Origin of the sequence: Nonomuraea sp. NPDC049714 (genome assembly GCF_044465295.1) — a bacterium.
Lineage (GTDB): Bacteria > Actinomycetota > Actinomycetes > Streptosporangiales > Streptosporangiaceae > Nonomuraea.
The window spans coordinates 1-24,862 of sequence record NZ_JBITLM010000003.1 but is presented as its reverse complement, the minus strand read 5'-3'; the positions used below and the strand labels follow the sequence as shown (position 1 = coordinate 24,862).

Genomic DNA, 24,862 nt, shown 5'->3' with positions numbered 1-24,862 from the left:
AAACTCACGAACATCGAGATCGGCGAGATTCCGCTGGTGCCGAACTCAGCGAGATCTGGTGCCGGAACTCGGAGCTGGCCCAAATCTCGTGAAGGCGTCGGCTGACGGGGGCCCGGCTGGGATCAGGTTCCGGTGAGTGCTTGGGTGATGGCAAGGGCTTGGTCGGGGGTGAAGGCACGGGGATGCCAGGGGCATCGGCGACTGTAGCGTTCGTCGCAGACCAGAGCGCCGTTGGCCAGTTTCGCCCAGTGGGCGGGCTGCCAGTAGGCCTGGTTCTTCCGGAGCAGGGTTTCGGCGACGTGCTGGGGTGCTGGGCTGGCGGTGGTGTGGGTCAGCGCCGCGGTGAGGGCGGGTACTGCGCTGTCGGGTAGGTCCGCATCTCCCAGAGCGGGCAGCAGCAGGAGGAGCCGCCTGGCAGGGTCCCCGGTGCTGGCCGGGGCGGAGGTGGGTGGCTGGTGGGCGATGGTGATCAGTTCGTGCCAGGAGAGTCCTGGCCCGACGAAGGAGCCCTCAACGGCGGCCAACTGAAGATCGTGTGGCCAGTCCGGATGTGAGAGCAGGTAGTCCAGGCCCATGTCGTCGGCCAGGTTGCGGTAGATGACGTGGAGGGCGGCTCCGCTGTGAAGCGGGACCGTGAAGACGGGCCAGTGGTCGGGGTCGAACAACTGCTCGCAGAGTTCTTCGGCGTCCTCGGTGTCCACGCCGAAGTCACGCTGGGGGTCATCGAGCCCGGTGGCCCCGACCATCATGGCGTGGAGCGCCCACAAGACCGGGTCGATGAGGAGCGCGGAGCCGTCGACCAGCGGATCGTTCTCATAGCCCGTGATCAGCACGCTGGGATGGTCCCAGTCCGACGCCGTTGCGGGCAATGAGTGCATGGCCTGCCGCTGTGAGCAGGACCCGTTTGCGTAGCAGCGGAAGCCCGGCGCGGCCGACCATCTGCCGTTTGATCATCTTTGCGGTGCTGAGCCGGCATGCGCGGGCGGCCGAGTACCTGGAGGTGTGCGAGCGCGAGGGGGTCGACCCGGTGACGGCCAGCCGGGCGCATATCGGCGTGTTCGTGCGGGTGTTGACCGAGCGTCCCAGCCGTCGGGGTGCGAACGTCATCGCGACACCTACCACGAACACCGACCGCACCGCGTCCTCCGGAAGGCGGCTCGACTCCGATCACTTCCCGATCCCAGCACCAGCCCCACTGGAATGACACCGCTCGACATACCGCCGACAGCCCCCAGCAAGGTCGTCGACCTCCAGCCCAGACCTCGCTGACCAGCGCCGACACCACGCCCCCGGGCCACGTGACGTCACAGTCCACCGTCGAGCGCGGCGAAAGTGGCGAAAGTACGGTCTCGTTCTCCGACTATCGGCCAGTACCGCTGTGGGCCCATGGTCGGATGTGCGGGGGGATGCCGTTCGCGATCATCGAGCTGTGAAGCGATCGTCCAGACCTGCTCCCCGCTCACGCGAAACCCGCGATCACTGGAGACGCCCTTGAGATCAGGGAGAGCCGTGAAACCGTTCCACGGCGAGCCTGACGTGGCGATCGGCTCCAGCAGGAGACAGAACAAGCCGGCTTCCGCCTTGATCATCAATTGAAGGAGACACCCCCATGAACCTCCCCTCTCATCCTCCGCTGCCGATCCCCGCACACCTCAGCAAGGCAGCCCGCCAATTCCTGACGCAGCCGCCTCCGACGCAGGCGCCCTCTCTTCCCGAACGGGAAGACACCGACGGCTGGCTGCGCCTGGTCGAGCAGACCGACGGCTACATCCGCGCCTGGCTCGCAGACCGAGCCCTTCCGTCGCCGGTCGCCGCCCAGGACACACAGGTCGCCGGCGTCCACACCTACGTCCTGCGTGCCGAGGGCGGCACGGCCACCGACGAAGGGCCGATCTACCTCGACATCCACGGCGGCGCCCTCCTCTACGGCGGCGGCGACCTGTGCGCTCACAGCTGCACCGAAACCGCGCTGAACACCGGGATGACCACCTGGAGCATCGACTACCGGATGCCGCCACTGGATCCCTATCCCGCCGCGCTCGATGACTGCCTCGCCGTCTACCAGGCTTTGCTGAAGGTCCGCGATCCCGCCGACGTCTTCGTCGGCGGCGCCTCAGCCGGCGGCAACCTCGCCGCCGCACTGCTGGTGCGGGCCAAGGACGAAGGGCTTCCGATGCCGGCGGCGCTGGTGCTACGGACACCGGAGGTCGACCTCGCCGAGTCCGGCGACAGCTTCCACACCAACGCCGGCATCGACAACGTCCTGTCAAGCCTGCGGGAGGTGAACGAGCTCTACGCGAACGGGTACGACCTCTCCCACCCCTACCTGTCCCCATTGTTCGCCGACCTGTCCGGCTTCCCGCCCACCTTCCTGCAATCCGGCACCCGGGACCTGTTCCTGTCCAACACCGTCCGCATGCACCGCAAGCTGCTGTCGGCCGGTGTCGAAGCCGAACTGCACGTCTTCGAGGCCATGCCACACGGCGGCTTCGGCGGCACCAGCCCCGAGGACGCCGAGCTCGCCGCCGCGGTCCGTGACTTCCTGGACCGGCACCGCCGACGACTCTGAGCTTGGCGGCGGGCGCCGGTCACCTCTGCCTGCCAAAACGCCGGCGGGTGCCGTGAGGGCGATCTGGGCACAACTGCCCCGTGCGCCAGTACTGAGCATCTGGTGCGCGCCGACCGGCGGGGGAGAGCAGGAAATCGCGCTCGCCCGGCGGCCGTGCCCGGACCTGCAACCGACTCGGCGCCGCCGCGGCGCCGATTCTGCACCCCTGCATGCGTGGGCACGGCTCGGAAGCCCTATCAACTGACCTGTGGTTTTGCCGCCGCCTGTGCGGGGTCGGCGCTTCCAGCGCGGCGCGCAGCCCGCACTTCCGGAGGCCGTTCGACTATTCGTTGCGGCGCAAGTCCATGCTGTCGGATCCGTCCCACCGGTTGTTCGCGGCTGCTCGGCGGGCTCGCTCTGCCAATTCGCCGGTCAGGCCGGTGCGTTCGATGCACCATTCGATGCCTTTCCCGGGTCGTGCACCGCTCGTGGCGGCCGCTCGGCCGGCGGTCGATAGGCCGCACGTGAGAAGTGCCTCTCGCACGGGCTGACACGTACTTCTAGGAAAGCCCTATCATCCCAGCTCAGAGGCCTTTTTCTCTGGTAAACGATCAGATCGCCCACAACCCGCGTGAAAGCGCGAGGCTGGTTCGCGGGCCGTGGGTACGCGGGCGTTACCCCCGGGAGTCGATCGCAGGAGCCCTTTCGGTATCCGGCAGCTCTGCCCAGAAGTTCGTCAGAGCCTCAGCAACCGGCGCCGGCGTCTCCTCCGGCCACCAGTGGCCCACGCCCTCCAGATGCGCCATCCTTGCGCCCGATTGGCGCGCTGCCCACTCGTGCTGCACCAACGTCCCGCTGGCTCTCTCGAAGTCGTCAACGGCGATGAGAGCGAGCCCCGGACGTTGTGCGGCGTTCGGCAGCAGCCGTCCCGCTTCGGCCATCGCCGGCTGTCGTGCCGACCGCAACAGCTTGAGGACGGCGCGACCCATCTCGGGATCCATGCCTGCCGCGACCCGCTCCGCCATGCGCCCGGTCATACCGAGGGCCGACGTCACCGCGAGTCGCTGCTGCAGATCGCCTCCCCACAACTCCTGCACCGAGGCTTCCCCTGGGCCCTCCTGCTGCCACACCTGTGCCCGCGGATGCCAGAGGTAGTCGGGCGCGAACACGCCCAGGGCATCGGAGGCCCAACTGCGAATCAGATCCGGACGACTCATGGCCAGCGCCGCGACGTGGATTCCGCCCCAGTCGTGACCGACCAGGTCGACCGGAGCGCGGAACAGCTCCAGCTGAGACGCCAGCCAGTCTCGATAGGCCGTCGTCGACGAGTCGAAGCCGCGGGGCGTGGGGACGCCGAACCCGGGCGGGGACAGGACGACCGCGTCGGCCCGGTCGAGCTCCCCGATGAGCGGTCCCCAGATGACCGCGGTCTCGGGGTTGCCGTGGACGAGGACGAATGGAGTGCGCGACACAAAACCACCTCTCAGATACTTGTTTGTTAACACGCAAGTATCGTAGCAGTTCGCGCCGCCCTGGCCGTATGCTTGGCCGACATGAGGATCCGAAGTGCCAGCGGCGGCAGCCTGCGTCAGATCCGGCGGACCACATGCTTGGCCGACTCGATGTCCGAGCAGTCCTGATGCCCGATCAGCCTCCCGCTCGCCGCACGCAGCGAGAGCGTCGCGAAGAGGCCGAACGCAAGGTGCTAGCCGCCGCGACGGCGCTGATCGCCCAGCGCGGGTCACGCGCGCTCACCCTGGCTGAGGTCGGTGAGGCCGCCGGCTACAGCCGGGGGATCGTCTCTCATCACTTCGGCAGCCGCGAGAATCTGCTCCGCGCGGTGATGCGCGATGCTCAGACCTTCACCCTCCCGGAGCTTGGGGACAGCGCCGCGGACTGGCTGGCGGAGACGGTTCGCGCCTACCTCGAGAACGTCACCAGCCGACGTCCGTCTGCTGGCGCGTTCCTGCAGATGTGGGGCGAGGCGATTGCCGCCGATCCCGTCCTGATGCCGCTCTACGCGGAACATGACGCCGGCTTCCGTCGGCTCCTCGCCGACAAGGTCCGCGACGGGATCCGCGACGGCTCGGTGCGAGCAGATGCCGACCCGGAGGCGATGGCCGTGTCCCTCGTTGGCCTCCTCCGCGGGATTGCACTGCAGCTGATCTCGACCCCACCCCCGGCGCGAGTCAAAGCGATCATCGACGAAGCCGAGCGATCCACCCGGCTTGCCCTCAAACCGTGACCCGAACGGCCTTCGGCACGGGCGCGCGTGACGAGTAACTCGAGGTGCGGCACGCCCTGCGCGAGTACGAACACTTCTACAATCAGCACCGAGCTCACCAAGCCCTGAACCAAGCAGCCCCACTGCGTCCCGTTGACGCACTCCCAGTGCGCCGGCGTAGTGGAGGCAGCCGCGCTTGGCCGTCAGATACTTGGCGCACGTCTCAGGCCTTTGCGCTGGTCGCCGGTCGGCCCGGCCGCCCGTGCCTGCCGATGTAGCTCGGCGAGAATTTCGCCGAGCCGTCCTTGCAGGATCGCCGGCGCTTGACCCGAACCGATACGGCGATAACTATGGCTTGGGGGCCTGCTCCTAGAACGGAGGCCGAAATGGCTGACGCGACCACGCCCAATGGCGGCGAAGCACCGAGCGCTCGGGCGCGCATCGAGAACGCCCCGAAACACTGGCAGCCAAACGCACTTTCGGACATCTCGGACAATGCCTACAGTCGGCTCTACGCCATGACCCTTGAGGAGACGTACGCGGCCGAGGTGATGGCGCAGCCGGACTCCTATGCAGATTTCTTCATGGAGTCTCCGCAGGCGCAGTTCCATGAATTCGTCGGGCCGCCCGAATTGAAGGGAACCGAGGTTCGTGCTTCCCGGATGGCCGCGATCGACCGACTCAGGCTGGCCGGCGCGACGAAGTATCCTGATTTCTTCGTCGACTCGCCACACAACGGGCCGCCGTTCCACGAGAAGTTCCTCGACAAGGGCCCGCCAAAGCCGAAATTCGACGAGGTGGAGGGTGAGGTCGACGAGGGCGAGCTGATCAGTCCGGTGTCCGAACGGGTCCGGATGCTGAGCCAGTCCCGGGTGCTGGCCGCTTTCATGCGCATGCAGCAATCGGCCGAGCAGTAGATGCCGCCCGCACCCGGCGGCCCGCCGTACGCGGAGTTCGTGGTCAAGGTCTCCAAGTTCTGCAACCTGCGCTGTCGCTACTGCTACGAGTTCCCGTCGCTTGGCGACACAGCCGCCATGTCGCTGGATGACGTCCGGATGATGTTCACCACGGTAGGCGACTATTTCCGCGAGCATCCGCGTCGGCTGGATTTCGTCTGGCATGGCGGTGAGCCTCTGCTGATGGGGGCCGACTTCTACCGACGCGTGCTGCAATGCCAGCATGAGGTCTTCGACCCGCTGGAATTGCCGTTCACCAACGCGGTGCAGACCAATCTCACAGTCGTCCGGCCGGAGATTGTTTCGGTGCTGCGGGACGTGTTCGACGAGGTCGGCGTTTCGGTCGATCTATTTGGCGGAAATCGGGTCAATCGGTTCGGCGCGGATGCCCAACCCAAGGTTCTTCGTGGCATGCAGGAGCTGGTGGATGCCGGTATTCATTTCGGCTGTATCTCCGTGCTCTCCAAGGCGACCGCGCCATACGTCGAACACATCTACACATTCTTCGAGGACTTGCGGCTGAGTTTCCGTTTCCTGCCCATCTATCGCACGGGGTACGCCGGCCAGCTCGCGCCGCACGAGCTGTCGGACAGCGAGATAGTCGCGGCACTGAAGGTCGCCACCGACCGGTGGTTCGCCTCCGCCATACCCATCCGGGTGGAGCCGGTGGAGACGTACGTGTCGAACGTACTGTCACACGTGTGCGGTCGGGGGCACCGCTACTACGACAAAGAGCACGGCGAGGCCGTCTTCATCATCGACACCGACGGCGGTATGTACAGCAACGGCGACGCCTACGACGATTCGCTCCGTCATGGGAACATCTTCTGCGACTCCTTCGCGGACATGCGCCGATCCGCCGGCTTCGCGCTCGCTCTTGCCCAATCACGGGCGCGGGTGCAGGACGCCTGCGCCGATTGCCGATACTTCGGCTCGTGCTCCGGCTTCTTCATGGGCGAGGCGACCCCGGAGCAACGCCGGCGCGACCGTGACGGTCGGCTCTTGTGCGGCGTTGCCCTACCCGTACAGCACTACATCGAGGAACGCCTCCGGACAGACGGGCTGCTCACCGCTGAAGGCCGAGTCGATCTGGCGGAGCTACGTCGGCGCGCCGAGGAGCCCGAGGCGGGCGGTCAGTTGTCGCTGAGGAAGGTGCCCCAATGATCGTGGTTACCGACGGAACCAGCCCCTACGGGCGCCTGGTCGTGCGGCATCTGCTGGACCGCGTCCCCGCCGGCCGGGTGGCCGTGACCACCACCGATCCAGCGCAGGCCGCGGACCTCGCCGCCCTGGGCGTCGAGGTCCGGCGGGAGGACTACGCCGAGCCAGGTGGAGAGGCGGTGCTCTTCGCCGAGGCCGAGCGCGTGCTGAGCAATCCGCCACCTGGCTGGATCCGCCGGCAGACGCCACGTGGCAGCATCGACCTGGCCGCGGCCCGCATCAAGGCCATGGCCGAGGCGGGCGTACCACACCTCGTCCACCTGGGCATCATCAACAGCGAGCGCACCAACCTGAAGTGGCACCACGCGCTGGAGGGCGCCGTACGCAGGAGCGGGGTGCCGTTCACCATCCTCCGCAACAACCTGCACAGCGAGGCGCTGCTGCCGGCCGCACGGCTGGCCATGACCGGCGGCGAGTTCGTCTGCGCGTTCGGCGGGCGCTCGATGGCGCCCGCCGCGCTGACGGATTACGCCGAAGCGGCGGCCATCGTGCTGGCTGACGGCGGTCACGAGGGGGAAGTCCTCAAGCTGTCCGGCTTCGGCCTGACCGCGCTCGGCATCGCATCGGTCTTCACGCTGCTCGCCGGTCGGGAGATCGCGCTCCGCGAGGTGGACGCCGCGAGCGTCGCCACCGAGCTGAAGAGCGTCGGCGCCACCGAAGAGGTCGCTGAAGCGCTATCGGACCTGTACGAGGCGACCAGCCGCGGCGAGTTCTCCCCAGAGGGTGATGACCTGGATCGGATCCTCGGCCACCCTCACCAACTCAACGAGGAGGCGCTCCGTACCGCCCTGGCCGTCGGCTGAGCGTTCGCCAGGGTGGCCGCTCTCCTTGCTGGCGGAGAGCGATATTCCGTCGGACCGAATGCCCCGAAAGTTTGTCACCCATTCAGGCACGGATCTGGCTCAGACGGCAGCGCCCAGCCCTTGGCTCGGCAGGCCACACCCTCTTTACCGAGACTTCACCATCGGCTGGCAGGGCCTGCGGCGGCCGGGAAGCATCCAAGCAATGCCGTGATCACCCGTGACGCCCGCTTTTGATTTCGGCAAACCAGTGGAGCCGGTTGTCTCAAGTGGCGCGTCGTGTCGCGGCCAGGTTCGCCGAGCCGCCGCATTCTGAAGCCCGTATCGGGCGAGCTCAAGAAAGCGGTGGACCATGGCGACCACACCTTCCCCGACCCTGATCTTCTACGTCGCGAGCCAGGAATAGCAGTACGTGCTCGAGGTCCAGGGCACTCCTTCTCCCGGTGCCTCCGTCGTCGCCGGTCCGCAGAGCGCCGACGCGCAGAACGAGCTGTGGTGCGTGCCCGGCGATGGCCACATCATCAGCCGGCTGGACGCTTCACTGGTGCTCGCCCCTGCCGACGCGTCACAGGGTGCCGGGGTCGTCGTTCAGACCCTTGACGCCACCAACCAGCTCCAGCTCTGGAACGTGACCAGCGACGGCTACATTGTCAGCCGGCAGACCGGCTACGTGCTGACCGCCCCGGACACCTCCGGCGGGCAGGTCGTCGTCGAACAGCAGAGCGGCGACCCCGAGGCCGAGCAACTGTGGTCCCTCGACGTGGCGGGACCGGTTTTCGGGCCTCCGCAGGTCTCCTACAGCACCGTCCTGAGCGAGGACTACGTCGGGAGCAACGAAGTTCTCGTGGACGCGGCCTCGGAGAACCAGGTCGCCATGTTCCGCAACCCGCAGACCGGCGGCGGGACCTGGTGGTCCGGTTGGCCCGGGAATCCGCGATGAGCGCCTTTCACGCACCGGTCCGGATTTCATCAAGCTGGGCGAGCGCCCGAGCGGCTTCGTCACGAAATTCTGCGACACGGGCAAGTTTGATCTCCTCGTAGCCGCGGATTCGCTCTGGCAACTCGGCGATGCCGAGCACCTGCTTGGCCGTATCGGAGGTGAGATGCGCGAAGGCGCTCGTCATCAAGAGCAGGTACTCCGCGATGAGCTCCCGCTCCACCCGGCGGACTCGCGCGAAGCCGAAGACATCGAGCGGGGTCCCGCGAAGTCTCCTGGCCGCCCGCAGCACTGTGAAGAGCGGTCTCGCCGTACGGCGAAGCCTGATCTTGCGCTTCATACCGAGTGCGCGCAGCACAGGGGGGTGCAGCAGGACGGCGACCTTGGCGCCCGGTCCGTGCTCAGCCACCACGCGAGCCTGCTCCACGGGGTCCAGGTGGAGGCGGGCGACTTCATACTCGTCCTTGTACGCCATGAGCTGGTGCAAGCTCCTGGCATACGCCGTCACGATCTCCTTGCCGGTCTCCTGGTCGACCTTGCCATCGACGGCGGCCTCTGCCTGCGAGACCGCCTCGGTGAAGCGACGGGCGTAGGCCGAGCTCTGGTAGTCGGTCAGGTCGTCGACCCACACAGCCATGCCCGAGGGCTCCACAGGCTCCACATCCCCTGTGGCCAAGGGGTTGACGACGGAGGCGCGGCCACTGCGGAACGCGGCGAGGTTCGCCTCCACCGCGGCGCCGTTGAGCCGGATGGCCTCCTCGATCGCGTCCGCGGTCAGAGGCAGACAGCCATACTGGAAAGCCGCGCCGACAAGCACCATGTTGGCGGGCAGGTGGTCGCCGAACAGTTTCTCGGCCAGCCCGAGCGCGTCCAGGCAGAGCGTCTCGGCCACCGACTCGACGCGCTCCAACGCGTTCGCCGGGGAGGTCGGAAGGGGCACCCGGTGGGTCACCATGCCGAGAGTGGGCACCAGCGCCGTATTGACCACGGCGACCGTGTGGCCGGGCCGAGCCGTGCTCAGGTTGACGTCACTGGCGGCCCCGATCAGGTCGAAGCCCAGCAGCACGTCGACAGTGCGCTGCGACGCCCTGACCGCCCCGGTGATGGGCTCGGCGGAGATCCGCAGATCGCTGACGACCGGCCCGCCCTTCTGGGCCAGACCGGTCTGGTCCACCCCCGCGGCGTGCAGGCCGTCGAGACTGGCGGCCATCTGGAGGACCTGCGACACCGTCACCACACCGGTACCGCCGATGCCGGGCATCCGGATCAGCACATCGGCGAAGCGCCGTACCGGATCAGGGAAGTCCACCGGCACGACCGGGAGCTCCTTCTTCTCCTTGCGTCCCGGTGTCACCATGAGGAAGGACGGACAGTCGCCCTTGAGACAGCTGAGGTCGGAGTTGCAGGACGCCTGATGGATGCGGGTCTTGCCGTTCGCGGTGGGATGCACCGACAGGCAGGTCGACTTCTCGGCGCAGTCGCCGCACCCTTCACAGACCCGCTCGTTGATCGCTACCCGCTCCTTCGGTGTGGGCAGCTTGCCCCGCTTGCGCAGGCGCCGCTCCTCCGCCGCACACCGGTCGTCGTGGATGAGCACGGTGACCCCGCTCAGCGCGCTGAGCTCCCGCTCCGCCTCGGCGAAGTCGTCGCGGTGCCGTACGGTCGCGATCGGATCCAGCCGGATACCTCTGTAGTCGCCGGGCTCCGGGGTGGTGATGACGACCTTGGTGACCCCTTCGAGCGCCAGCCACCTGGTCAGCGTCGGCACATCCAAGCGGCCCTCGACCCGTTGGCCGCCCGTCATCGCCACCGCGTCGTTGTAGAGCAGCTTGTAGGTCATCGTGACACCCGCATCGACCGCCGCCCGGATCGCCAGGGATCCGGAGTGGTGGAAGGTGCCGTCGCCCAGGTTCTGCACGAAGTGGCGGTCGTCGGTGAAGGGCGCGATCCCGAACCACTGCGCGCCCTCACCGCCCATCTGGGTCAACCCGATCTGGGTGCCCCGGCCCTTGCCGTCCAAGGCGACCATCGCGTGGCAGCCGATGCCCACCCCGACCAGAGTCTTGTCATCGGTGCGGGTCGAGATGTTGTGCGGGCAGCCCGAGCAGAAGAACGGCGCCCTGGCCGCCACCATGGGCAGGGAACGCCGTACGAGCGGCTGAGGGGCGGGGGCCGCGTGGCCGGTCAGGGTGGTCAGCGCCCGAGCCACGTCGTCCGCACCGAGCGTGCCGCGCGCGGTCAGCAGCGCGCGGCCGATCACTTCGGGCGCGCCGGGACGCCGGTAGAGCGCCTCCTTCAGGCGCGCCTCGACGAAGCTGACCTTGTCCTCCACCACCAGCACCCGGGTCAGCCCGGCGGTCAGCTCCACCAGCTCCTCGTCAGACAGGGGGAAGGGCATGGACAGCTTGATCAGCCGGTACGGCTCCGCGTCCAGGCCAAGGTCGGCCAGCGCGCGCAGGACCATGGGATAGGCGGTGCCTGGCGCGACGATCCCCAGCGTGGCGCCCTCCGGATCGGAGACGATGCGGTTCAACCCGGCCGCCCGGCTGTAGGCGAGGGCCAGTTCCAGGCGGCGGGTCCGCATGTCGTACTCGGCCTCCACCGCCGCCGCGCCCGACCCCGGAGACAGAGCCCGATCACGGTCAGGTAGCGGGATCCCTGAGCCCAGCCCGGCCAGGTCCACGGTGGCCGAACCGTCGGCGACATCGGTGAGCATTTTCAGGCCCACCCACAGACCGCTGGCCCGGGACATCGCGACGGCGTGCAGCCCCAGCTCGATGACCTCACCGACCGTGCCGGGCGCGAGCAGGGGCATCGACAGGCTCTGGCACATCTGCTCGCACGAGCTCGGCACCGTCGACGACTTGCACGCGGGGTCGTCGCCGATCCAGGCCACCGCGCCGCCCAGCGGGACGGTGCCCGCGAGCATGCCATGCCGTACGGCGTCCGCCGCCCGGTCCAGGCCGGGGTTCTTGCCGTACCAGAACCCGGTCACCGCCTCGTGGCGTCGTCCCGGCGCGCGGGCCAGCAGCTGCGTACCCGCGACGGCGGTCGCCGCCAGTTCCTCGTTCAGCCCGGCCTTGAACACCACACCGGCGGGTTCGAGCAGAGGGGCGGCCCGCTCCATTTCCACGTCGACCCCGCCGAGCGGGGATCCCCGGTAGCCACTGACGAAGACCCGGGTGTCGAACCCTCGCTCCTCGTCCAGGCGGCGTTGCTCCAGCGTCAGCCGTACCAGGGCCTGAATCCCGGACATCAGCACCCGGCCGTCGGTCTGGGTGTACTTGTCAGCGAGCGAGGCCATGGCTCGCCCCTTCCAGACGTGCGCGAACGAACTCCTGAGCGGTGAAGTAGGGGCTCTCGCCGGCCTGCTCGGCGCTGTCGAGCACCCGGCTCAGAGTGTCGGCGATCCCCGCCACGCGGGCTCGGGCCTGCGCCGGGGTTTCGTGGCGAAGTTCGACGGCGTGGGCGTAGATGGCGCCACCTGCGCTGACGATGTCGTCAGGCGCCCAAAGGACGCCCTTGCCGTGCAGCATCCGGGCCACTGACGGACTGGCGATCTGGTTGTTGGCCGGTCCGGCGATGGCCACGCATCTCAGGCCCTGCACGAGCTCCTCGGTGAGCAGTCCGCCCAGCGCGGCCGGGACGAGGATGTCGAGCTCGGCGGTGACGACCTCATCCGGGCCGAGCCAGGTGGCACCGACCTCGTCGGCCAGCGCCTGCTTGGCCGGGTCGACGTCGGCGACCAGGAGTTCGGCTCCCTCGGCGGCCAGCAGCCGGGCGAGATGCGCGCCGACGTGGCCGAGCCCCAGCAGGCCCACTCTCCGGCCCTTGAGCCCGCTCTTGCCCAGGTACGCGCAGACCGCGCTCAGCGCGGCCATCACTCCCGCGGCCGTCCCCGGGGAGGAGTCTCCGCTGCCGCCGAGCTCAGTGGGGGTGCAGAAGACGTGTGGCGTTCTCTCCTTGATGACCGCCATGTCCTCGGGACCGGTGCCGACGTCCGGAGCGGTCGCATAGCGGCCACCGAGAGAGTGCACCACGTCGGCCACGTCGTGAAGCAGATCGCGGCGGCTGTCCACGACATGTCCGGGGGGCAGAGCCACCACCGTCTTGCCGCCGCCGTTGTCCAGACCGGCGATCGCGCATTTGTAGGTCATGGCCTGGGACAGCCTGAGCGCATCGGTCAGGCCGTCTCGCCAGTCGGCGTAGTGGTTGACGCGGCAGCCGCCGACGGCCTGGCCCAGTGTGGTGGAGTGGACGGCGACGAGCACCGGAAGTCCGGTGCGTTCGCCTGCCCGAATGACGACTTCCTCATGCGAGAACATGTCAGTTCCTCACTTGTGTCGATTCGACTGTGCTGATGTGACGATGTCCGCCAGCACCGGCAGCGGGACCGACCCGTTGTCGAGCACGGCAGCGTGGAAATCCCGAAGCGTCCCGGACCCGAAACCGTTGCGCAGCCGCAGGATTTCGTGCAGTCCCACCGCGTAGCTCAGCGCCTGCGCCGGGTCGGCGATGTACCGCGCGATCTCAGCCTCGGCGAAGGCGGCAGGCAGCGGGACCGTCGTGGTCAGCCACGTCGTGGCCTGGTTCCGCGACCAGCCGAGCGCGTGGATTCCTGTGTCGACCACGAGCCTGGCGGCTCTGAACAGCCGAAGCACCAGGGCGCCGAGTCGTGCTTCGACGCCGGAGTACAACCCGGCATCCTCCGCGAGCAGCTCGGCGTACAGGCCCCAGCCTTCGCCGTGCGCGTTGACGAAGCCGTAGCGCTGCAGGTCCGGCAGCTGATCGAGGAGCTGCGCACGGGACAACTGCAGGTGGTGGCCGGGCACCCCCTCGTGAAAGGCGAGCGCTTCGAGGGCCCAGCCGCTTCCGGTCTCAGGGTGCTGCGCATTGAACCAGAACACGCCGCCGGTGCTGCCGTCGAGCCGCGGTGGAGTGTAGTGCGGCGCGTGCCCGGTCTCGCCGAGATGGACGGCCATCGGGGCCACCTCGCACGGGGGCGGCATCGGCGCGGGGAACAGCTCCGCCATCACGGCTTCCGCCCGGCGGATCGCCACCCGGGCCTGTGCCATCGCCTCCGCCGCGCCTCCGGTCGCCGAGGCGGCGAAGGCCTGCATGACCTCGGACAGACCCCGCAGGCCCAGCTCCTCGCCGAGCGAGATCATCTGGTCGGTCAGCTCCGCGACCTGGGACACCCCGAGGTCATTGATCTCGGCCGCGGTGACGTCCAGGGTGGTGTGCACCTTGATGAGCCGGTTGTAGGCGGCCGCGCCGCCGGGAAGGTAGGGCAGACCGCACTCGTCGTCGGCGCGGGCAGGCAGGCTCGCGACCGCGTCACGCCACTGCGCGAGCGCAGGCCGTACCTCGTCCGCGAGCAGTCTCTTGAGCCGGTCCGCGCCACGCCAGCCCTCCGGGAGCGGGACGTCGGCCAGTACGTCCCTGCCCTGACCGGCCAGGTATCGGTCCACCTGGCCGATCGCGACACGCACGAGGGAGGCGACGGGCGTCCGGCCCTCGTCCGCACCGGCCCGCAGCCGGGCGGCATGCGCGCTCAGATAGCGTGGCAGCTCCGCACAGCGGGTCAGATAGGCGTCCGCGTCGGCAGGAGTGCTCGGTCTGCTCCACGACCCCATGGTCAGCACCGCGGACGCGCCCTCCGCCGCGATCACCGACACCGTGTACTCCACGGCGCCGATCGCGAGGACCTCCAGTTCCCGATCGATCGCGGACAGCAGGACCCTGCGCGTCACCGTGTCAGCTCCGTCGCCGGCCCGATCCGCCAGGTCCCTCAATCGGCTCTCGAACGCCCGGGCGCCCGCCACCGACAAGTCCGGGACGAGATGGTCGTACCCCGGGATCCCGTCCTCCATCGCCATGAAGGGACGCGTCGTCAACCAGTCACGATAGAACGCGTCGGAAAGTGCCCGCATCATCGCGTCACCACCGAGACGGCGAGCACGTCGACCAGGCGCCGCAACCGGTCGCAGAGCAGCTCGACCTCGCGGTCGGCGGCCTGCACCCGCAGTTCGATCTCGCTTCCGTGGTACGGCGGAGTCGCCCGCAGGCTCATGGCGGTGACCCGCACGCGCCTGCGGGCGCGGGTGGCCAGGGTGACCCGGAGCAGGGCGTCGAGGGGATGGGCGGTCGACACGGTGATCGCCGATTCGCTGACCGGCATCACGACACCTGACCGGCGATGGTCGCCATGACCGCCTCCCGCTGCTCGAACCCGACGGCGTGGGCCGAGGCGGGCACGAAATGCGGGACGCAGGACGGCAGTGCGGCCGCCATGGCGCGAGCCACCGCGATGGGGACGTTGACGTCCTCGCTTCCGTGCCACATGTGCACCGGCCCGGTGACGTCCCCCAACTCGAATTCCCAAGGCCTGGCCAGCAGCTGCAGTTCCCCGGCGGCGGCCCTGGTCCCGGCGCGGAACGCGTCGGGCACGGCGAGGTGGCGGATCTGGTAGTCGGGATCGGCCGCGGCCTCCCGGTCCGCCGCCGGGCCCCCCTGCGCCATCCGCCCGGCTATCGCGGGCACCCGCATGGCCCACCGCATCACGGCGAGCGGAACGCGCAACGCGGCGGGCACGTAGAGCGCCAGGTAGTGGAACATCACGTTCGTCGGGCGCATCCCCTCGCGCACCCAGGGCTCGTGGCCCGGACCCATCGCGGCGAGCAGTACCGTCAGGGTCACGCTGGCAGGCAGGGCATGGCTCACCGCGAGGGCATGCGGGCCGCCGCCGGACTCGCCCGCCACCGCGTACTTCTCCAGGCCGAGGTGAGCGGCGAACTCCTCGACGTCGGCCGCCCACTGGGCGAGAGTCCGCCGAGGGCAGGGATCGGACCGGCCATAACCCGGCTTGTCCACGGAGATCCACCGCACGCCGGCCTTGTCCGCCGCGAGGTGATAACAGCCACCGGCGAGCCCGGACTCAGGGGTGCCCGCAATGTAGAGGCAGGGCACCCCACCACGGTCACCGAACTCGTACCAGGCCAGCCTGCGGCCGTCGGAGAGCCGCATCGTCTGCGGGGTCATGCGCTCATCCGGATGCTCAACGGCTGGACACCGTGGTAGCCGGTCTTGAACGACACCGAGGCCGGGCTCCACGTCGAGTAGTCGACGTTGGCGAACGGAACGACGTCGGAGCCGGCGACCAGGGCGGAATCCGCCTTCGCCCACAGGTCGCAACCCGCGTTGCCGACCAGCGCACCGGCCTGGGCCGCGACGCTGTCGTAGGTGCTGTTCTGGATGTTCGCGAAGTTGCTGCCGCCCTTCGCCGGTGTCGGACCGGAGAAATAGCCCTGCGTCTGGGCCGGGTTCTGCCCGTCGATCGGCACCCAGGCGATGTCGAAGTTCCCGGTCGCGAACACGGAGGTGAGCAGTTGGCTGTCGGTCTCACCGTGTGCCTTCACCGTCACGCCCGCAGCCGCCCATTGTTGTACGGCGAGCTGCACCGCCGTAGCGGCGGCCGGACCCAGCTTCGACTGGTAGCGCAAGGTGAGTTCCCGGCCGCTCAGCGATGACAGTGCCGCCTTCGCCGCCGCGACGTCCTGACTCGGGAGGTTGCCCGTCACGGTCGGCTGCTTGCACGGGCTGGATCCGGTCAGCCGCTCCGGCGCGGAGCCCAGCCCGGAGGTCGAGACCGACATGAGCTCGGCCAGGTTCAGCGCCTGGACCAGGCCGTGGCGGATGGCCTGCGGGCGGAGCGGCGAATCGGCCGACTGGTTGAAGAACAGCTCGCCGTACACCGAGGACGTGCTGTAGCGCGTGAGCTTGGCCGCCTGCAGGCGGCGCACGTCGGTCCCGGCCACGATGCCCGCCTGGAGACCGCCGTTCAGCAGCAGGTTCGCCGTGGTGGTCTCGTTGGTGACGACGTTGACGGCCACCTTGGCGGGCAGCCCCGCCGTGGCCGTGGTGGCGCCGCCGGGCCCCCAGCTGTAGCCGGGGCGCAGGGACAGGGTGTAGGTGGAGCCGGCCACGCTGGAGTCGAGCACGTACGGCCCGGTGCCGTCGGCCCCCTGGGTCAGCAGCGTGCGGTCGGCCAGCCCGCGGTCGCAGACGATCGGCAGGTTGGCGACACCCTGCAGGGCGAAGGCCGCAGGCTCCGGGGTGGTCAGCACCACCTCGGAGGTCGCAGCGTCGGCGGTCGCCTTGGAACCGGCCGGGATGGTGAGGTTGGCGAGCGGCGAGCCGTTCTCGGCGTCCGCCACGTAGTTGAGGTTGGCCGCCACGGTCTCGGCGGTGAGCGGCTTGCCGTCGGAGCAGGTCACGTCCGAACGGACGTGGAACCGGACCACCTTGCCGTCCTGGCTCCACTTGTCGGCCAGGCCCGCCGAGAACGCCTCGCCGTCCTGGTGGATCAGCCGGTCGTAGAGGAACAGGCCGAGCTGCTGGACCGCGGTCAGCGGGCTGGCATGCGGGTCGAGGCTGCCGGGGTCGGCGTTGAGGGCGAGGGTGAAGACCTTGGCAGTGGCGCCGGTCCGGCTCGGGGCGGCTGGTGGCGGAGTCGAGCAGCCGGTGGTCACGGCCGCCAGCGCCACGGCGAGTACCGCTTGTCTGGGGGACAACATCAGGTGCGCTCCAAATGTGGGGGGAAATGGCAAGCCGCGTGATGCGGGAGGCCACGGATGACGGGCGTCGGCTCGTCGGTGGCGCAGCGGGTGCCTGCTGGGTCGCTGCGCGGTCTCAGCGGGCAGCGCGGGTGGAAGGGGCAGCCTGGGGGAGGGTGCCGGGGATCGGGGGGATCGAAATCATCCAGCAGGTCGGCCGGTGCTCCGCCCAGCACCGGGATCGACTCGACGAGCGTTCGCGTGTACGGGTGCCGTGGCGCGGCGACGACGGCCTCGCCGGGGCCCAGCTCGAGAGTCCGGCCCAGGTACATGACGGCGATGTCGTCGCTCACCTGCCGCACGGCCGCGATGTCGTGCGAGATGAAGATCAGGCCCCAGCCGTACTGACGTTGCAGCTGGATCAGCAGGTTGATCATCGCGCCGCGTGCCGAGACGTCCAGCGCCGACGTGACCTCGTCACAGATCAGGAACTCCGGCTCGCTCGCCAGCGCGCGGGCCAGGGCGACTCGCTGCCGCTGGCCGCCGGAGAGCTGGCCGGGGCGGGAGTCGCGGAGTATCGCCGGTAGCTGAACCGCCTCCAGAAGTTCGTCGATGCGGTCACGGCGTCGCTCCCGGGGGACGGTCGCCGCCGCGACCGCGTCGCCGAGGATCCGCGCGACCGGCATCCTCGGGCTCAGCGAGCTGGCCGGATTCTGGAACGCGAGCTGGATCCGGCGCAGGTCCGAGCGCGAGCGGCGGGGCGGAAGGAGGCGGCCGTCGAGCCGGATCTCACCGCCCCCAGGGGTGACCAGACCGGCGATGGCCCGGCCGAGCGTCGATTTGCCCGACCCGGACTCGCCCACCACGCCGAGCGTGGCGCCGTGCGGGACACTGAGGCTCACCCGGTCCACCGCCACCAGGCGGTTCCTGCCGTGCCCGAAGGCGACCGTGAGGCCGTCGACCGTCAAGCCGTTCATCATGCGACGCCTTCCAGGGGATACCAGCAGGCGGTCCGATGGCCGGGCGCCAGGCCCGCCAAGGGGGGCCGCTCGCTCAGGCAACGTTCCGCGGCCCGCGGGCAGCGCGGCGCGAAGGCGCAGCCCGTCCCGGCGGATCCGGCTGCGGGCAGCGAGCCGGGAATCACCGGCAGGGGCGCCGCACGATCGGCGTCGAGGCTCGGCAGCGTCGCCAGCAGGGCCGCGGTGTAGGGGTGGGCGGCGCCGCCGGGCAACAGCCGGACCGGCAGGTCCTCGACGACACCTCCCGCGTACATGACGACCAGTCGCTCGCAGATGCCCGAGACGACGGCGATGTCGTGCGAGATGAACAGCAGTGCGGAACCCGACTCGGTGACCGCCTCCAGCAGGACCTGGAGCGTGGCCCGCTGGACGGTCATGTCCAGCGCGGTCGTCGGCTCGTCCGCGATGAGCAGGTCCGGTTCCGCTGTCAACGCCATCGCGATCATGGCCCGCTGGAGGGTTCCGCCGGACAACTGGTGCGGGTACTGCCGGGCACGCAGTGCGGGATTGGCGACCTTCAGTGAGCGCAGCGCTTTGACGACGTCGTGCCCGGCTGATGCCTCCGCGATCTGTGTGCCGACTCGGAGCACCGGGTTCATCGCGCGAGTGGCGTCCTGGAAGACCATGGCCACGCGGCCTTTCAGGTCTCGTTCACTGCGCCGTACATCCAGGACGTTGACCTTTGAGACCGAGAGGCTGTCCGCTGTCACCTGGCCGGGATGGGGTACGAGACCGGCCAGGGCGAGTGCGGTGATGCTCTTCCCGGAACCGGACTCGCCGACCAGCCCGACGCGTTCGCCCTTGCCGATGGACAGGTCGACGCCGTCGACGACGGTGACCGGGCGGCCGCCGGAATCCGGGAAGGTGACCCTCAGCCCGCGTGCCTCGGCCACGGTCGCTTCTTCTGGTACGGCGGGCAGGGGGCTTCGGGCCCTTCGGGCGGTGGATGACAGGGCACGCCGGACGCCGGACGCCGCCACGGCGCCGTGTTCACCCGCCATGCTGAGGGTCATGCCGGCCAGCATGATCGCGACGGCCGGCCCAAGTGCGGCAGCCGGCGCGGTGTAGATCTGGCTGAGGCCGGACTGCAGCAGTTGCCCCCAGTCGTAGTCGGGCAGTTGCACACCGAGGCCGAGGAAGGAGAGCCCGGACATCACCACGAGGGCGTTGCCCGCCGCGAAGGTGAGGCTGAGCATCAGCGGCTCGGCCACGTTCGGCAGCACGTACCCGGTCAGCACCCTGCTGTGCCGCAAACCGAGAAGCCGGGCCGCGCTCACGTAGTCACTGGCCATCACCGAGGCGCCGAGCGTCTGTATGAGGCGGCCGAAGGACGGCGCCATGGCCACGCCGACCGCCAGCACCGCGCCCTGAGCTCCGACGCCGAAGATGACCGCGAAGAAGATCGCGAGCAGCAGGGATGGAAAGGCGACCAGAACGTTGAGCACGGCGGTGAACAGCGGACCGACCCGTCGAGCCAGCGACGCGCTGCCGATCGCGACCCCGATGACGGCGGCCAGGGCGGTCGCGGCGACCGCCGAACCGAGCGACAGGCGCGAAGCGACGAGGATCTGCGCCAGGATGTCGCGGCCCATATGGTCCGTGCCCAGCCAGTGGCGGGAGGAGGGACCCTGCAGGAGTCCCGCGACGTCGACCCGGTCGGCGGCGGGCCCGGCCAGCACCGGCCCGACCGCGGCGAGGACGAGGAAGAGCAGGATGAGGACGAGCAGTGACCTTTTCATCAGCGCTCCAGGATGCTCGATCGCGGATCGATGGCGGCGATCGCGACATCGACGAGCAGGTTCACGGCCAGGATCGCGGCCCCGTAGACCAGGACGAACCCCTGCACCAGCGCGTAGTCCTTGCTGGTGATCGCGGTGACGATGGCGCCGCCGATGCCGGGCCAGGCGAAGACGTTCTCCACCACCACCGTGCCCGCGATCAGACCGCCCAGCAGGAGCCCGCTGACCGTCAGCGTGGAGGTGAGCACGTTGGGCAACACGTGTTTCAGGTAGATCACCCGGCCCCGGAGCCGTTTGCTCCGCGCTGTGCGGACATAGTCCTCGTGCAGGGCCCGTCGGGTTTCGATCCGCATCATCCGTGCGATCACGGTGGCGGGACCGACGGCCAGCGAGAGCACTGGCAGGACATACGCGCCGGGTCCCGTACCCCCGGCCACCGGGAACCACTGCAGCGACACGGCCAGCCCGTACACCAGCCCGACGGCCAGCAGGAACTCGGGCAGCGCGCTGAACAGGCCGGTGACCACGGTGAACGTGAAGTCCGATCCCGGTCGCCGGCCGTCGCGGCCCAGCACCCCGGCCGCCATCCCCAGCGGTATCCCCACTGCCAGGGTCAGCGCGAGAGCCGCCGCCGCCAGGCCGACCGTCGCGGGCAACCGCTGTTCCAGCACGAGGCTGACCGGCTCCCGCGACATGATCGAGGTACCGAGGTCTCCCGAGAACACGCCACGCAGGTAGGAGAGGTATTGGTCGGCCAGCGGCCTGTCCAAGCCCAGCGCCGCACGGGTCTGCTCCACCAGATCCGGTGGCGCGCTGGGGCCGAGCGCGGCCCGCACCGGATCGCCCGGCACCAGTTGGATCATCGCGAACGACGCGGTGACCAGAGCCAGCAGCGACAGGATGAACCGGCGCAGACGCCTGGCGGCGAACGCCATGCGCGGATGTGTGGAGAACCGGCCCATGCCCGCGTGCGTTGCTATGCTCACAGCAGTTCCCGTAATGTCGTTATCGTAATAATTGGGTTACGGTAATCTCGTTATGGCAAGCTGTCAATGAACAGAAGGAGAACCGTGCGACTCACCCGGACCGAAGCGCGAGAAGCCAACCGGCGAGCCCTGCTCGATGCGGCTCGCACGCTGCTGGCCCGTGACGGTGCGGACGTTTCAGTCGAGGCCATCGCCGCAGCGGCCGACCTCACGACCGGGGCGATCTACTCCATCTTCGGCAGCAAGAGCGAACTGCTCGTATCCCTCCTCGGGGACGACATCTCCCGCGTCGACACGCTGCTCGAGCCGCTGCACGACCCCGCGCTGCCCTTGGCCGAGGTCATCGACCGCTACGTCGGCGCGTGGTTCGCCACGTACGGAGACAGCTCGAAGGCACAGACCGCCTTCGAGCTCCGTGTCATCCTGGCCGCCTTGGAAGATGACCGGCTGCTGAAGAAACTGACCAAGACCCTCGACGACGAGATCGAGAGGCTGGCCGCGGTCCTGGTGAACCGGGTCATCGATCCCGCGAGGCCATCGGAACGGACTACGGCCGATCAGAGCCTGGCGATCGCCAAAGCGGCCAAGGCGGTCCTCACCGGCTTCGGGCTACGCCAGGTGACGATGACCGACGCCTTCGAGCTCGCCCGGCTGTCCTGCCTGGCGCTGACCTCACTCGCCTTGGACCAGGGAATGTCGGCAAGAGCACCCGGCCGGGCGATTCACTGAGGCGTCATACGAAGAAGCCCCAGCTCGGCAATGCCGGTTGGGGTTTCTTCGCGGATGGTGCGCCCGAGGCCCGCACGATGCATGCAGTATGGATCATGAGGCCGCCATAAGAACGGGCATCGACCGTGGATCGGCGGCGTGGGCGGCTTCCTGGCCCTGGCCGCCGTCCTCCCCCTGCCCGACCTGCGTATCACCGGACCCGCAGCAGCGGCCCTCGCCAAGATATCCGCGCGTCGACCCGGGCTGGCTCCTGCGGCAGCCGCGTCACTTCCTCGGGCAACAGCGCTCCCAAAACGCGATCTGTCGCCCCGAGACTCGCAGCACCGGCAAGTGAAGTCAGTCATCGGCTTCCCGGACACCGGTCACGATGACCGATGCGTCACGGGGGAGCCCCCGCCTAGCGTTTCCAGCGTTCAGACAGCGGCCATCGGCAATCTCGGCCGCCCTCTTGTGATTGCCGTTGGAGTCGCCCATCACGACCGCCCGGTTCAGCGAGGTGGTGAGCCTGCTCGTGGCCTCCTCCTTCTCCGGCAGCGGGCGGCCAGCCGTGTGCCGCGCGCATGCCCGCGCCGTGATCCCCCCGCCTGACCGTGGTGTCAGGCATCCTCCGCTTCTTAGTGAATCATCCGCTGCTGGCCGGAGAGGACGCCAGTCGCAGTTGGCAACCCATTGGCGCAAACGACCCGTTGGCAAGTGTCAATCGCACTGTTCGCCCGAGCCGGGCGCCGATCGGAACACGTACCGTCCCCTGTCGAAGTCCAGCGTCCATGCGTACGTCTTGAGGAAGCCGTGCGACAGCAGGCCGTCGACGCGTACGCCACCGAAGGACTGCCACGGCGTCGTCCGGGATCTCGCGACGGCCACGAGCGGGTACCGCCGGGTGAGCGGGCCGAGCGACACCGGCTCGGGGCTGTCGAAGTGCGGGCGGCCGGTCAGGTGGCGCGGGACGCCCCAGGCGCGGTAGTGGCGGGGCGTGGTCAGCAGGCAGGCCTGACGTGGCGGCTCCACGGCGTCGTCCACGTAGACCAGGCCCGAGTCGATGAAGAAGGTGAGGTCGTCGCGTGGGCCGAAGCCGCCGCGCGCGAACATGAAGTGATCCGCCCAGAGGTAGAAGCCGAACTCCGCCACCACGGGGCTGTCCGTGAGGAGGCTGGAGTGCTCGGTGGCGGCGTCGGGGTGGCGTCTCGGCGAGAGGATGAGGCGGTTGCGGGGGTGGTCGACGGTGGACAGGAACTGTTCCAGGACGTTGGTGCCGATGATCACCAGGTCCTGGGGGCCGACGAGGGTGGAAAGCACCTTGACCGGCACGTTAGTCAGCGACGCGGCGCCCAAGCGCAGCTCGGCGATGGTGCCGTGACGTAGCTGGGCGCGCTGCAGCCCGTGAGAGCTGGTGCCGCCCGGGGTTGTCACCACGCCTGCCTCTGCGGCGCGTCGTGGTCCCATGACGACAAACGTGCCGCCGGTGTCGAGATGCGCCAGTATGTCAACGCCGTCGATGGTCGCCGCCACGGCCGGAAGGTACGGCGCGAGCTCGTGGTCGGCGAACGGAAGCACGGTGGCGCCGTCGAGCCGCACCCCTAGTGGGCGGGTCAGCCTCGGGTCGAGCACGCGCAGCGCCTGCTCGACGGCCCGCGGCCGGGCGTCACGGCGTCGCCGTAGGTGCTCGACGGCCCGATCGGGGCGGCCCAGGTGCATCCAGGCCTCGACGACCGGCTCGTCCAGCGCCCTGGGCGCGCGGCCGGCCGTGGCGAGGGTGGCGTAGTGGGACAGCGCCTTCTCGTAGGCCTGCTTCACGGAGTGGCACAGGAAGAGCAGGTGATCCCGGGAAGGGCCGGACAGGGTCTCGGCGTGGCGCTCGCAGCCCTCTACATCGCCCTTCGACCAGGCCCGCCACGCCGGTCGTGACGAGGCGTCCAGTAATCCGCCCAGAGCGCTTCTCATTCGAGTTCCTCCTGGGGTGACTCGGCGGCGCCGAGATCCATGGCGACGGCGACGATCGTCATCAGCGGCACGACGGCATGGGGCGCGATCGCGTACTCGCCGCGCCGCGGTTGGATGAGCAGGCCCGCGCTCTGCAGGTCCTTGAGGTGGTGGTACAGGTGCCCGGTCGACGTCTCGCCGAGCGCCTCGTGAAGCTCCCTGCGGGTCCTCGGCTCCTTGAGGAGGGCGGCGAGCAGGGCCAGACGCGGCCCGCTGCCGAGGCGTTCGAGCAGGGCCGCGGCCCTGGCCCAGTGCGAGTCCGCCACCTCGCCGGCCGCGTGCTCCATCGCCCACATGTAGTCGCGGTCCCCGAAGGTCACCGCGCCGCCGTACATGACCGTGCCTGGGCGGGCCTCCCTTCCGGCCCTGGACCGGATCAGATCGAGCAGGTCGAACGGCACGTCGGCGATGGGGCGCGGCGGGGCGTCCGCGGGCGGTGACCGGTCGGCGGGCGCCTCCTCCAGGAGGGCGACCCTGCGCTCAAGCTCCGCGATCCGTTCTTCGAGCAGTCCCATGGGCATCCTGACTCCGTTGTTCCGTTGTTCCGTATTTCCGGAATAGTCGAACTATAACGCCAGAACAAGATGTCGTTCCACAGGTCAGCGTGTGTCCCTGCCGACAACTTCATGCGGAAGCGACAGCAAGCAGAGCATGGGCCTCCGGGCGCTGCTACTTCTCACCGACATTCCGGGCCTGATCAGTCCCCGCGTACTGTCCGAGCTGACCGGCGAACGCTGCTGCTGCTCACCAGCAAGATCACTGGGCCGTGTGACGCGATTCTTACCACCAGGGGCCGACATGGCGCGCCTGACCGGCCGCCTCAAGACGTGTCATCCGGCGATCGCCTGGGCCGGCGTGAGGCCGATGAACACCGCGCCCAGTCCGGCGACGATCGAGGCGACGACGTTGGCGACGGCGAAGAAGACCGCGCCGGTCTCGGCCAGCCGGAACGTCTCGTAGGAGAACGTTGAGTACGTGGTCGGCGCCCCACACAAACCGACGCCTAGTGGCCCGTCACGCAACCTTGGCCGGGTAACTGGTCCAGCTGCGGATAGGTGAACTGGCCGCGAAGTTTGTCTTGGGTTGTGCGCGAGCGTTGCGCCAGCGCACGTAGGCACCGATCGCCGCGTTCTGCTCATCGTGGCTGCGGTGGTCGGTGCCGTTGAGG

General features: G+C 69.1%; 23 protein-coding genes. 8 read left to right on the top strand and 15 right to left on the bottom strand.

Features of this window, described 5'->3' with window-relative positions:
* Window positions 1–122: 122 nt before the first annotated feature.
* Complete coding sequence (locus ACIBQX_RS13385) at window positions 123–833, bottom strand: hypothetical protein (protein ID WP_397003944.1); 711 nt, start codon at window positions 831–833, stop codon at window positions 123–125.
* Window positions 834–946: 113 nt separating this feature from the next.
* Here ACIBQX_RS13385 and ACIBQX_RS13380 point away from each other — a divergent pair, with 113 nt between their 5' ends.
* The gene (locus ACIBQX_RS13380; RefSeq protein ID WP_397003942.1) at window positions 947–1,204 is read left to right on the top strand and encodes a hypothetical protein; all 258 of its coding nucleotides are present in this window, start codon (window positions 947–949) and stop codon (window positions 1,202–1,204) included.
* 100 nt (window positions 1,205–1,304) lie between these two features.
* Here the strand turns inward: ACIBQX_RS13380 and ACIBQX_RS13375 are convergent, their stop codons facing one another.
* On the bottom strand, window positions 1,305–1,589 hold the full coding sequence (locus tag ACIBQX_RS13375; RefSeq protein WP_397003940.1) for a hypothetical protein: 285 nt from the start codon (window positions 1,587–1,589) through the stop codon (window positions 1,305–1,307).
* Window positions 1,590–1,609: 20 nt separating this feature from the next.
* On the opposite strand from ACIBQX_RS13375, the gene ACIBQX_RS13370 reads away from it, so the two are divergent.
* Entirely contained in the window at window positions 1,610–2,569 is a 960-nt protein-coding gene (locus ACIBQX_RS13370) for an alpha/beta hydrolase (protein WP_397003938.1), read from the top strand.
* Window positions 2,570–3,222: 653 nt separating this feature from the next.
* Here ACIBQX_RS13370 and ACIBQX_RS13365 read toward each other — a convergent pair.
* Window positions 3,223–4,020 (bottom strand): alpha/beta fold hydrolase, encoded by a 798-nt coding sequence (locus ACIBQX_RS13365; protein ID WP_397003936.1) that lies wholly within the window; start codon window positions 4,018–4,020, stop codon window positions 3,223–3,225.
* A gap of 167 nt (window positions 4,021–4,187) precedes the next feature.
* On the opposite strand from ACIBQX_RS13365, the gene ACIBQX_RS13360 reads away from it, so the two are divergent.
* From ACIBQX_RS13360 to ACIBQX_RS13340, 5 genes are all read left to right on the top strand, one after another.
* Entirely contained in the window at window positions 4,188–4,793 is a 606-nt protein-coding gene (locus tag ACIBQX_RS13360; protein ID WP_397003934.1) for a TetR/AcrR family transcriptional regulator, read from the top strand.
* 365 nt (window positions 4,794–5,158) lie between these two features.
* The gene (locus ACIBQX_RS13355; protein WP_397003932.1) at window positions 5,159–5,689 is read left to right on the top strand and encodes a hypothetical protein; all 531 of its coding nucleotides are present in this window, start codon (window positions 5,159–5,161) and stop codon (window positions 5,687–5,689) included.
* Window positions 5,690–6,892, top strand: coding sequence for a radical SAM protein (locus ACIBQX_RS13350; protein WP_397003930.1), 1,203 nt, complete (start codon window positions 5,690–5,692; stop codon window positions 6,890–6,892).
* Window positions 6,889–7,752: an NAD(P)H-binding protein gene (locus ACIBQX_RS13345; RefSeq protein WP_397003928.1), complete on the top strand. Its 864-nt coding sequence runs from the start codon at window positions 6,889–6,891 to the stop codon at window positions 7,750–7,752. Before ACIBQX_RS13350 ends, ACIBQX_RS13345 begins: the two co-directional genes overlap by 4 nt.
* 409 nt (window positions 7,753–8,161) lie before the next feature.
* Window positions 8,162–8,689, top strand: coding sequence for a ricin-type beta-trefoil lectin domain protein (locus tag ACIBQX_RS13340; RefSeq protein ID WP_397003926.1), 528 nt, complete (start codon window positions 8,162–8,164; stop codon window positions 8,687–8,689).
* 7 nt (window positions 8,690–8,696) lie between these two features.
* On the opposite strand, the gene ACIBQX_RS13335 is transcribed toward ACIBQX_RS13340, so the two are convergent.
* The 9 genes from ACIBQX_RS13335 to ACIBQX_RS13295 are packed head-to-tail and all read right to left on the bottom strand — an operon-like array spanning window position 8,697 to window position 20,985.
* Window positions 8,697–11,990, bottom strand: a complete 3,294-nt coding sequence (locus tag ACIBQX_RS13335) for an indolepyruvate ferredoxin oxidoreductase family protein (RefSeq protein WP_397003924.1) — start codon at window positions 11,988–11,990, stop codon at window positions 8,697–8,699.
* The gene (locus ACIBQX_RS13330) at window positions 11,974–13,011 is read right to left on the bottom strand and encodes a Glu/Leu/Phe/Val dehydrogenase dimerization domain-containing protein (protein ID WP_397003922.1); all 1,038 of its coding nucleotides are present in this window, start codon (window positions 13,009–13,011) and stop codon (window positions 11,974–11,976) included. Before ACIBQX_RS13330 ends, ACIBQX_RS13335 begins: the two co-directional genes overlap by 17 nt.
* Before the next feature lie 9 nt (window positions 13,012–13,020).
* The gene (locus ACIBQX_RS13325; protein ID WP_397003920.1) at window positions 13,021–14,583 is read right to left on the bottom strand and encodes a DUF885 domain-containing protein; all 1,563 of its coding nucleotides are present in this window, start codon (window positions 14,581–14,583) and stop codon (window positions 13,021–13,023) included.
* Window positions 14,584–14,618: 35 nt separating this feature from the next.
* Window positions 14,619–14,867 (bottom strand): ACT domain-containing protein, encoded by a 249-nt coding sequence (locus tag ACIBQX_RS13320; RefSeq protein WP_397003918.1) that lies wholly within the window; start codon window positions 14,865–14,867, stop codon window positions 14,619–14,621.
* Window positions 14,867–15,727, bottom strand: coding sequence for an alpha/beta fold hydrolase (locus ACIBQX_RS13315; protein ID WP_397003916.1), 861 nt, complete (start codon window positions 15,725–15,727; stop codon window positions 14,867–14,869). The genes ACIBQX_RS13320 and ACIBQX_RS13315 overlap by 1 nt, the downstream gene beginning before the upstream one ends.
* Window positions 15,724–17,262, bottom strand: a complete 1,539-nt coding sequence (locus ACIBQX_RS13310; protein WP_397003914.1) for an ABC transporter substrate-binding protein — start codon at window positions 17,260–17,262, stop codon at window positions 15,724–15,726. Before ACIBQX_RS13310 ends, ACIBQX_RS13315 begins: the two co-directional genes overlap by 4 nt.
* On the bottom strand, window positions 17,262–18,218 hold the full coding sequence (locus tag ACIBQX_RS13305) for an ABC transporter ATP-binding protein (protein ID WP_397005419.1): 957 nt from the start codon (window positions 18,216–18,218) through the stop codon (window positions 17,262–17,264). Before ACIBQX_RS13305 ends, ACIBQX_RS13310 begins: the two co-directional genes overlap by 1 nt.
* Window positions 18,218–19,999 carry a dipeptide/oligopeptide/nickel ABC transporter permease/ATP-binding protein gene (locus ACIBQX_RS13300; protein WP_397003912.1) on the bottom strand — a complete coding sequence of 594 codons (1,782 nt, stop codon included), beginning with the start codon at window positions 19,997–19,999 and terminating at the stop codon, window positions 18,218–18,220. Before ACIBQX_RS13300 ends, ACIBQX_RS13305 begins: the two co-directional genes overlap by 1 nt.
* Window positions 19,999–20,985, bottom strand: a complete 987-nt coding sequence (locus ACIBQX_RS13295; RefSeq protein ID WP_397003910.1) for an ABC transporter permease — start codon at window positions 20,983–20,985, stop codon at window positions 19,999–20,001. The genes ACIBQX_RS13300 and ACIBQX_RS13295 overlap by 1 nt, the downstream gene beginning before the upstream one ends.
* Window positions 20,986–21,069: 84 nt before the next feature.
* Between ACIBQX_RS13295 and ACIBQX_RS13290 the strand changes: the two genes are divergently transcribed.
* Window positions 21,070–21,714, top strand: a complete 645-nt coding sequence (locus ACIBQX_RS13290; protein ID WP_397003908.1) for a TetR/AcrR family transcriptional regulator — start codon at window positions 21,070–21,072, stop codon at window positions 21,712–21,714.
* 696 nt (window positions 21,715–22,410) lie between these two features.
* Here the strand turns inward: ACIBQX_RS13290 and ACIBQX_RS13285 are convergent.
* The 3 genes from ACIBQX_RS13285 to ACIBQX_RS13275 all read right to left on the bottom strand — a co-directional run bounded on the left by ACIBQX_RS13285 (window position 22,411) and on the right by ACIBQX_RS13275 (window position 24,833).
* Window positions 22,411–23,655, bottom strand: coding sequence for a retropepsin-like aspartic protease (locus tag ACIBQX_RS13285; protein WP_397003906.1), 1,245 nt, complete (start codon window positions 23,653–23,655; stop codon window positions 22,411–22,413).
* Window positions 23,652–24,215 carry a hypothetical protein gene (locus tag ACIBQX_RS13280; protein ID WP_397003904.1) on the bottom strand — a complete coding sequence of 188 codons (564 nt, stop codon included), beginning with the start codon at window positions 24,213–24,215 and terminating at the stop codon, window positions 23,652–23,654. Before ACIBQX_RS13280 ends, ACIBQX_RS13285 begins: the two co-directional genes overlap by 4 nt.
* 309 nt (window positions 24,216–24,524) lie before the next feature.
* Window positions 24,525–24,833, bottom strand: coding sequence for a fluoride efflux transporter FluC (locus ACIBQX_RS13275; RefSeq protein ID WP_397005417.1), 309 nt, complete (start codon window positions 24,831–24,833; stop codon window positions 24,525–24,527).
* Between the last annotated feature and the right edge of the window lie 29 nt (window positions 24,834–24,862).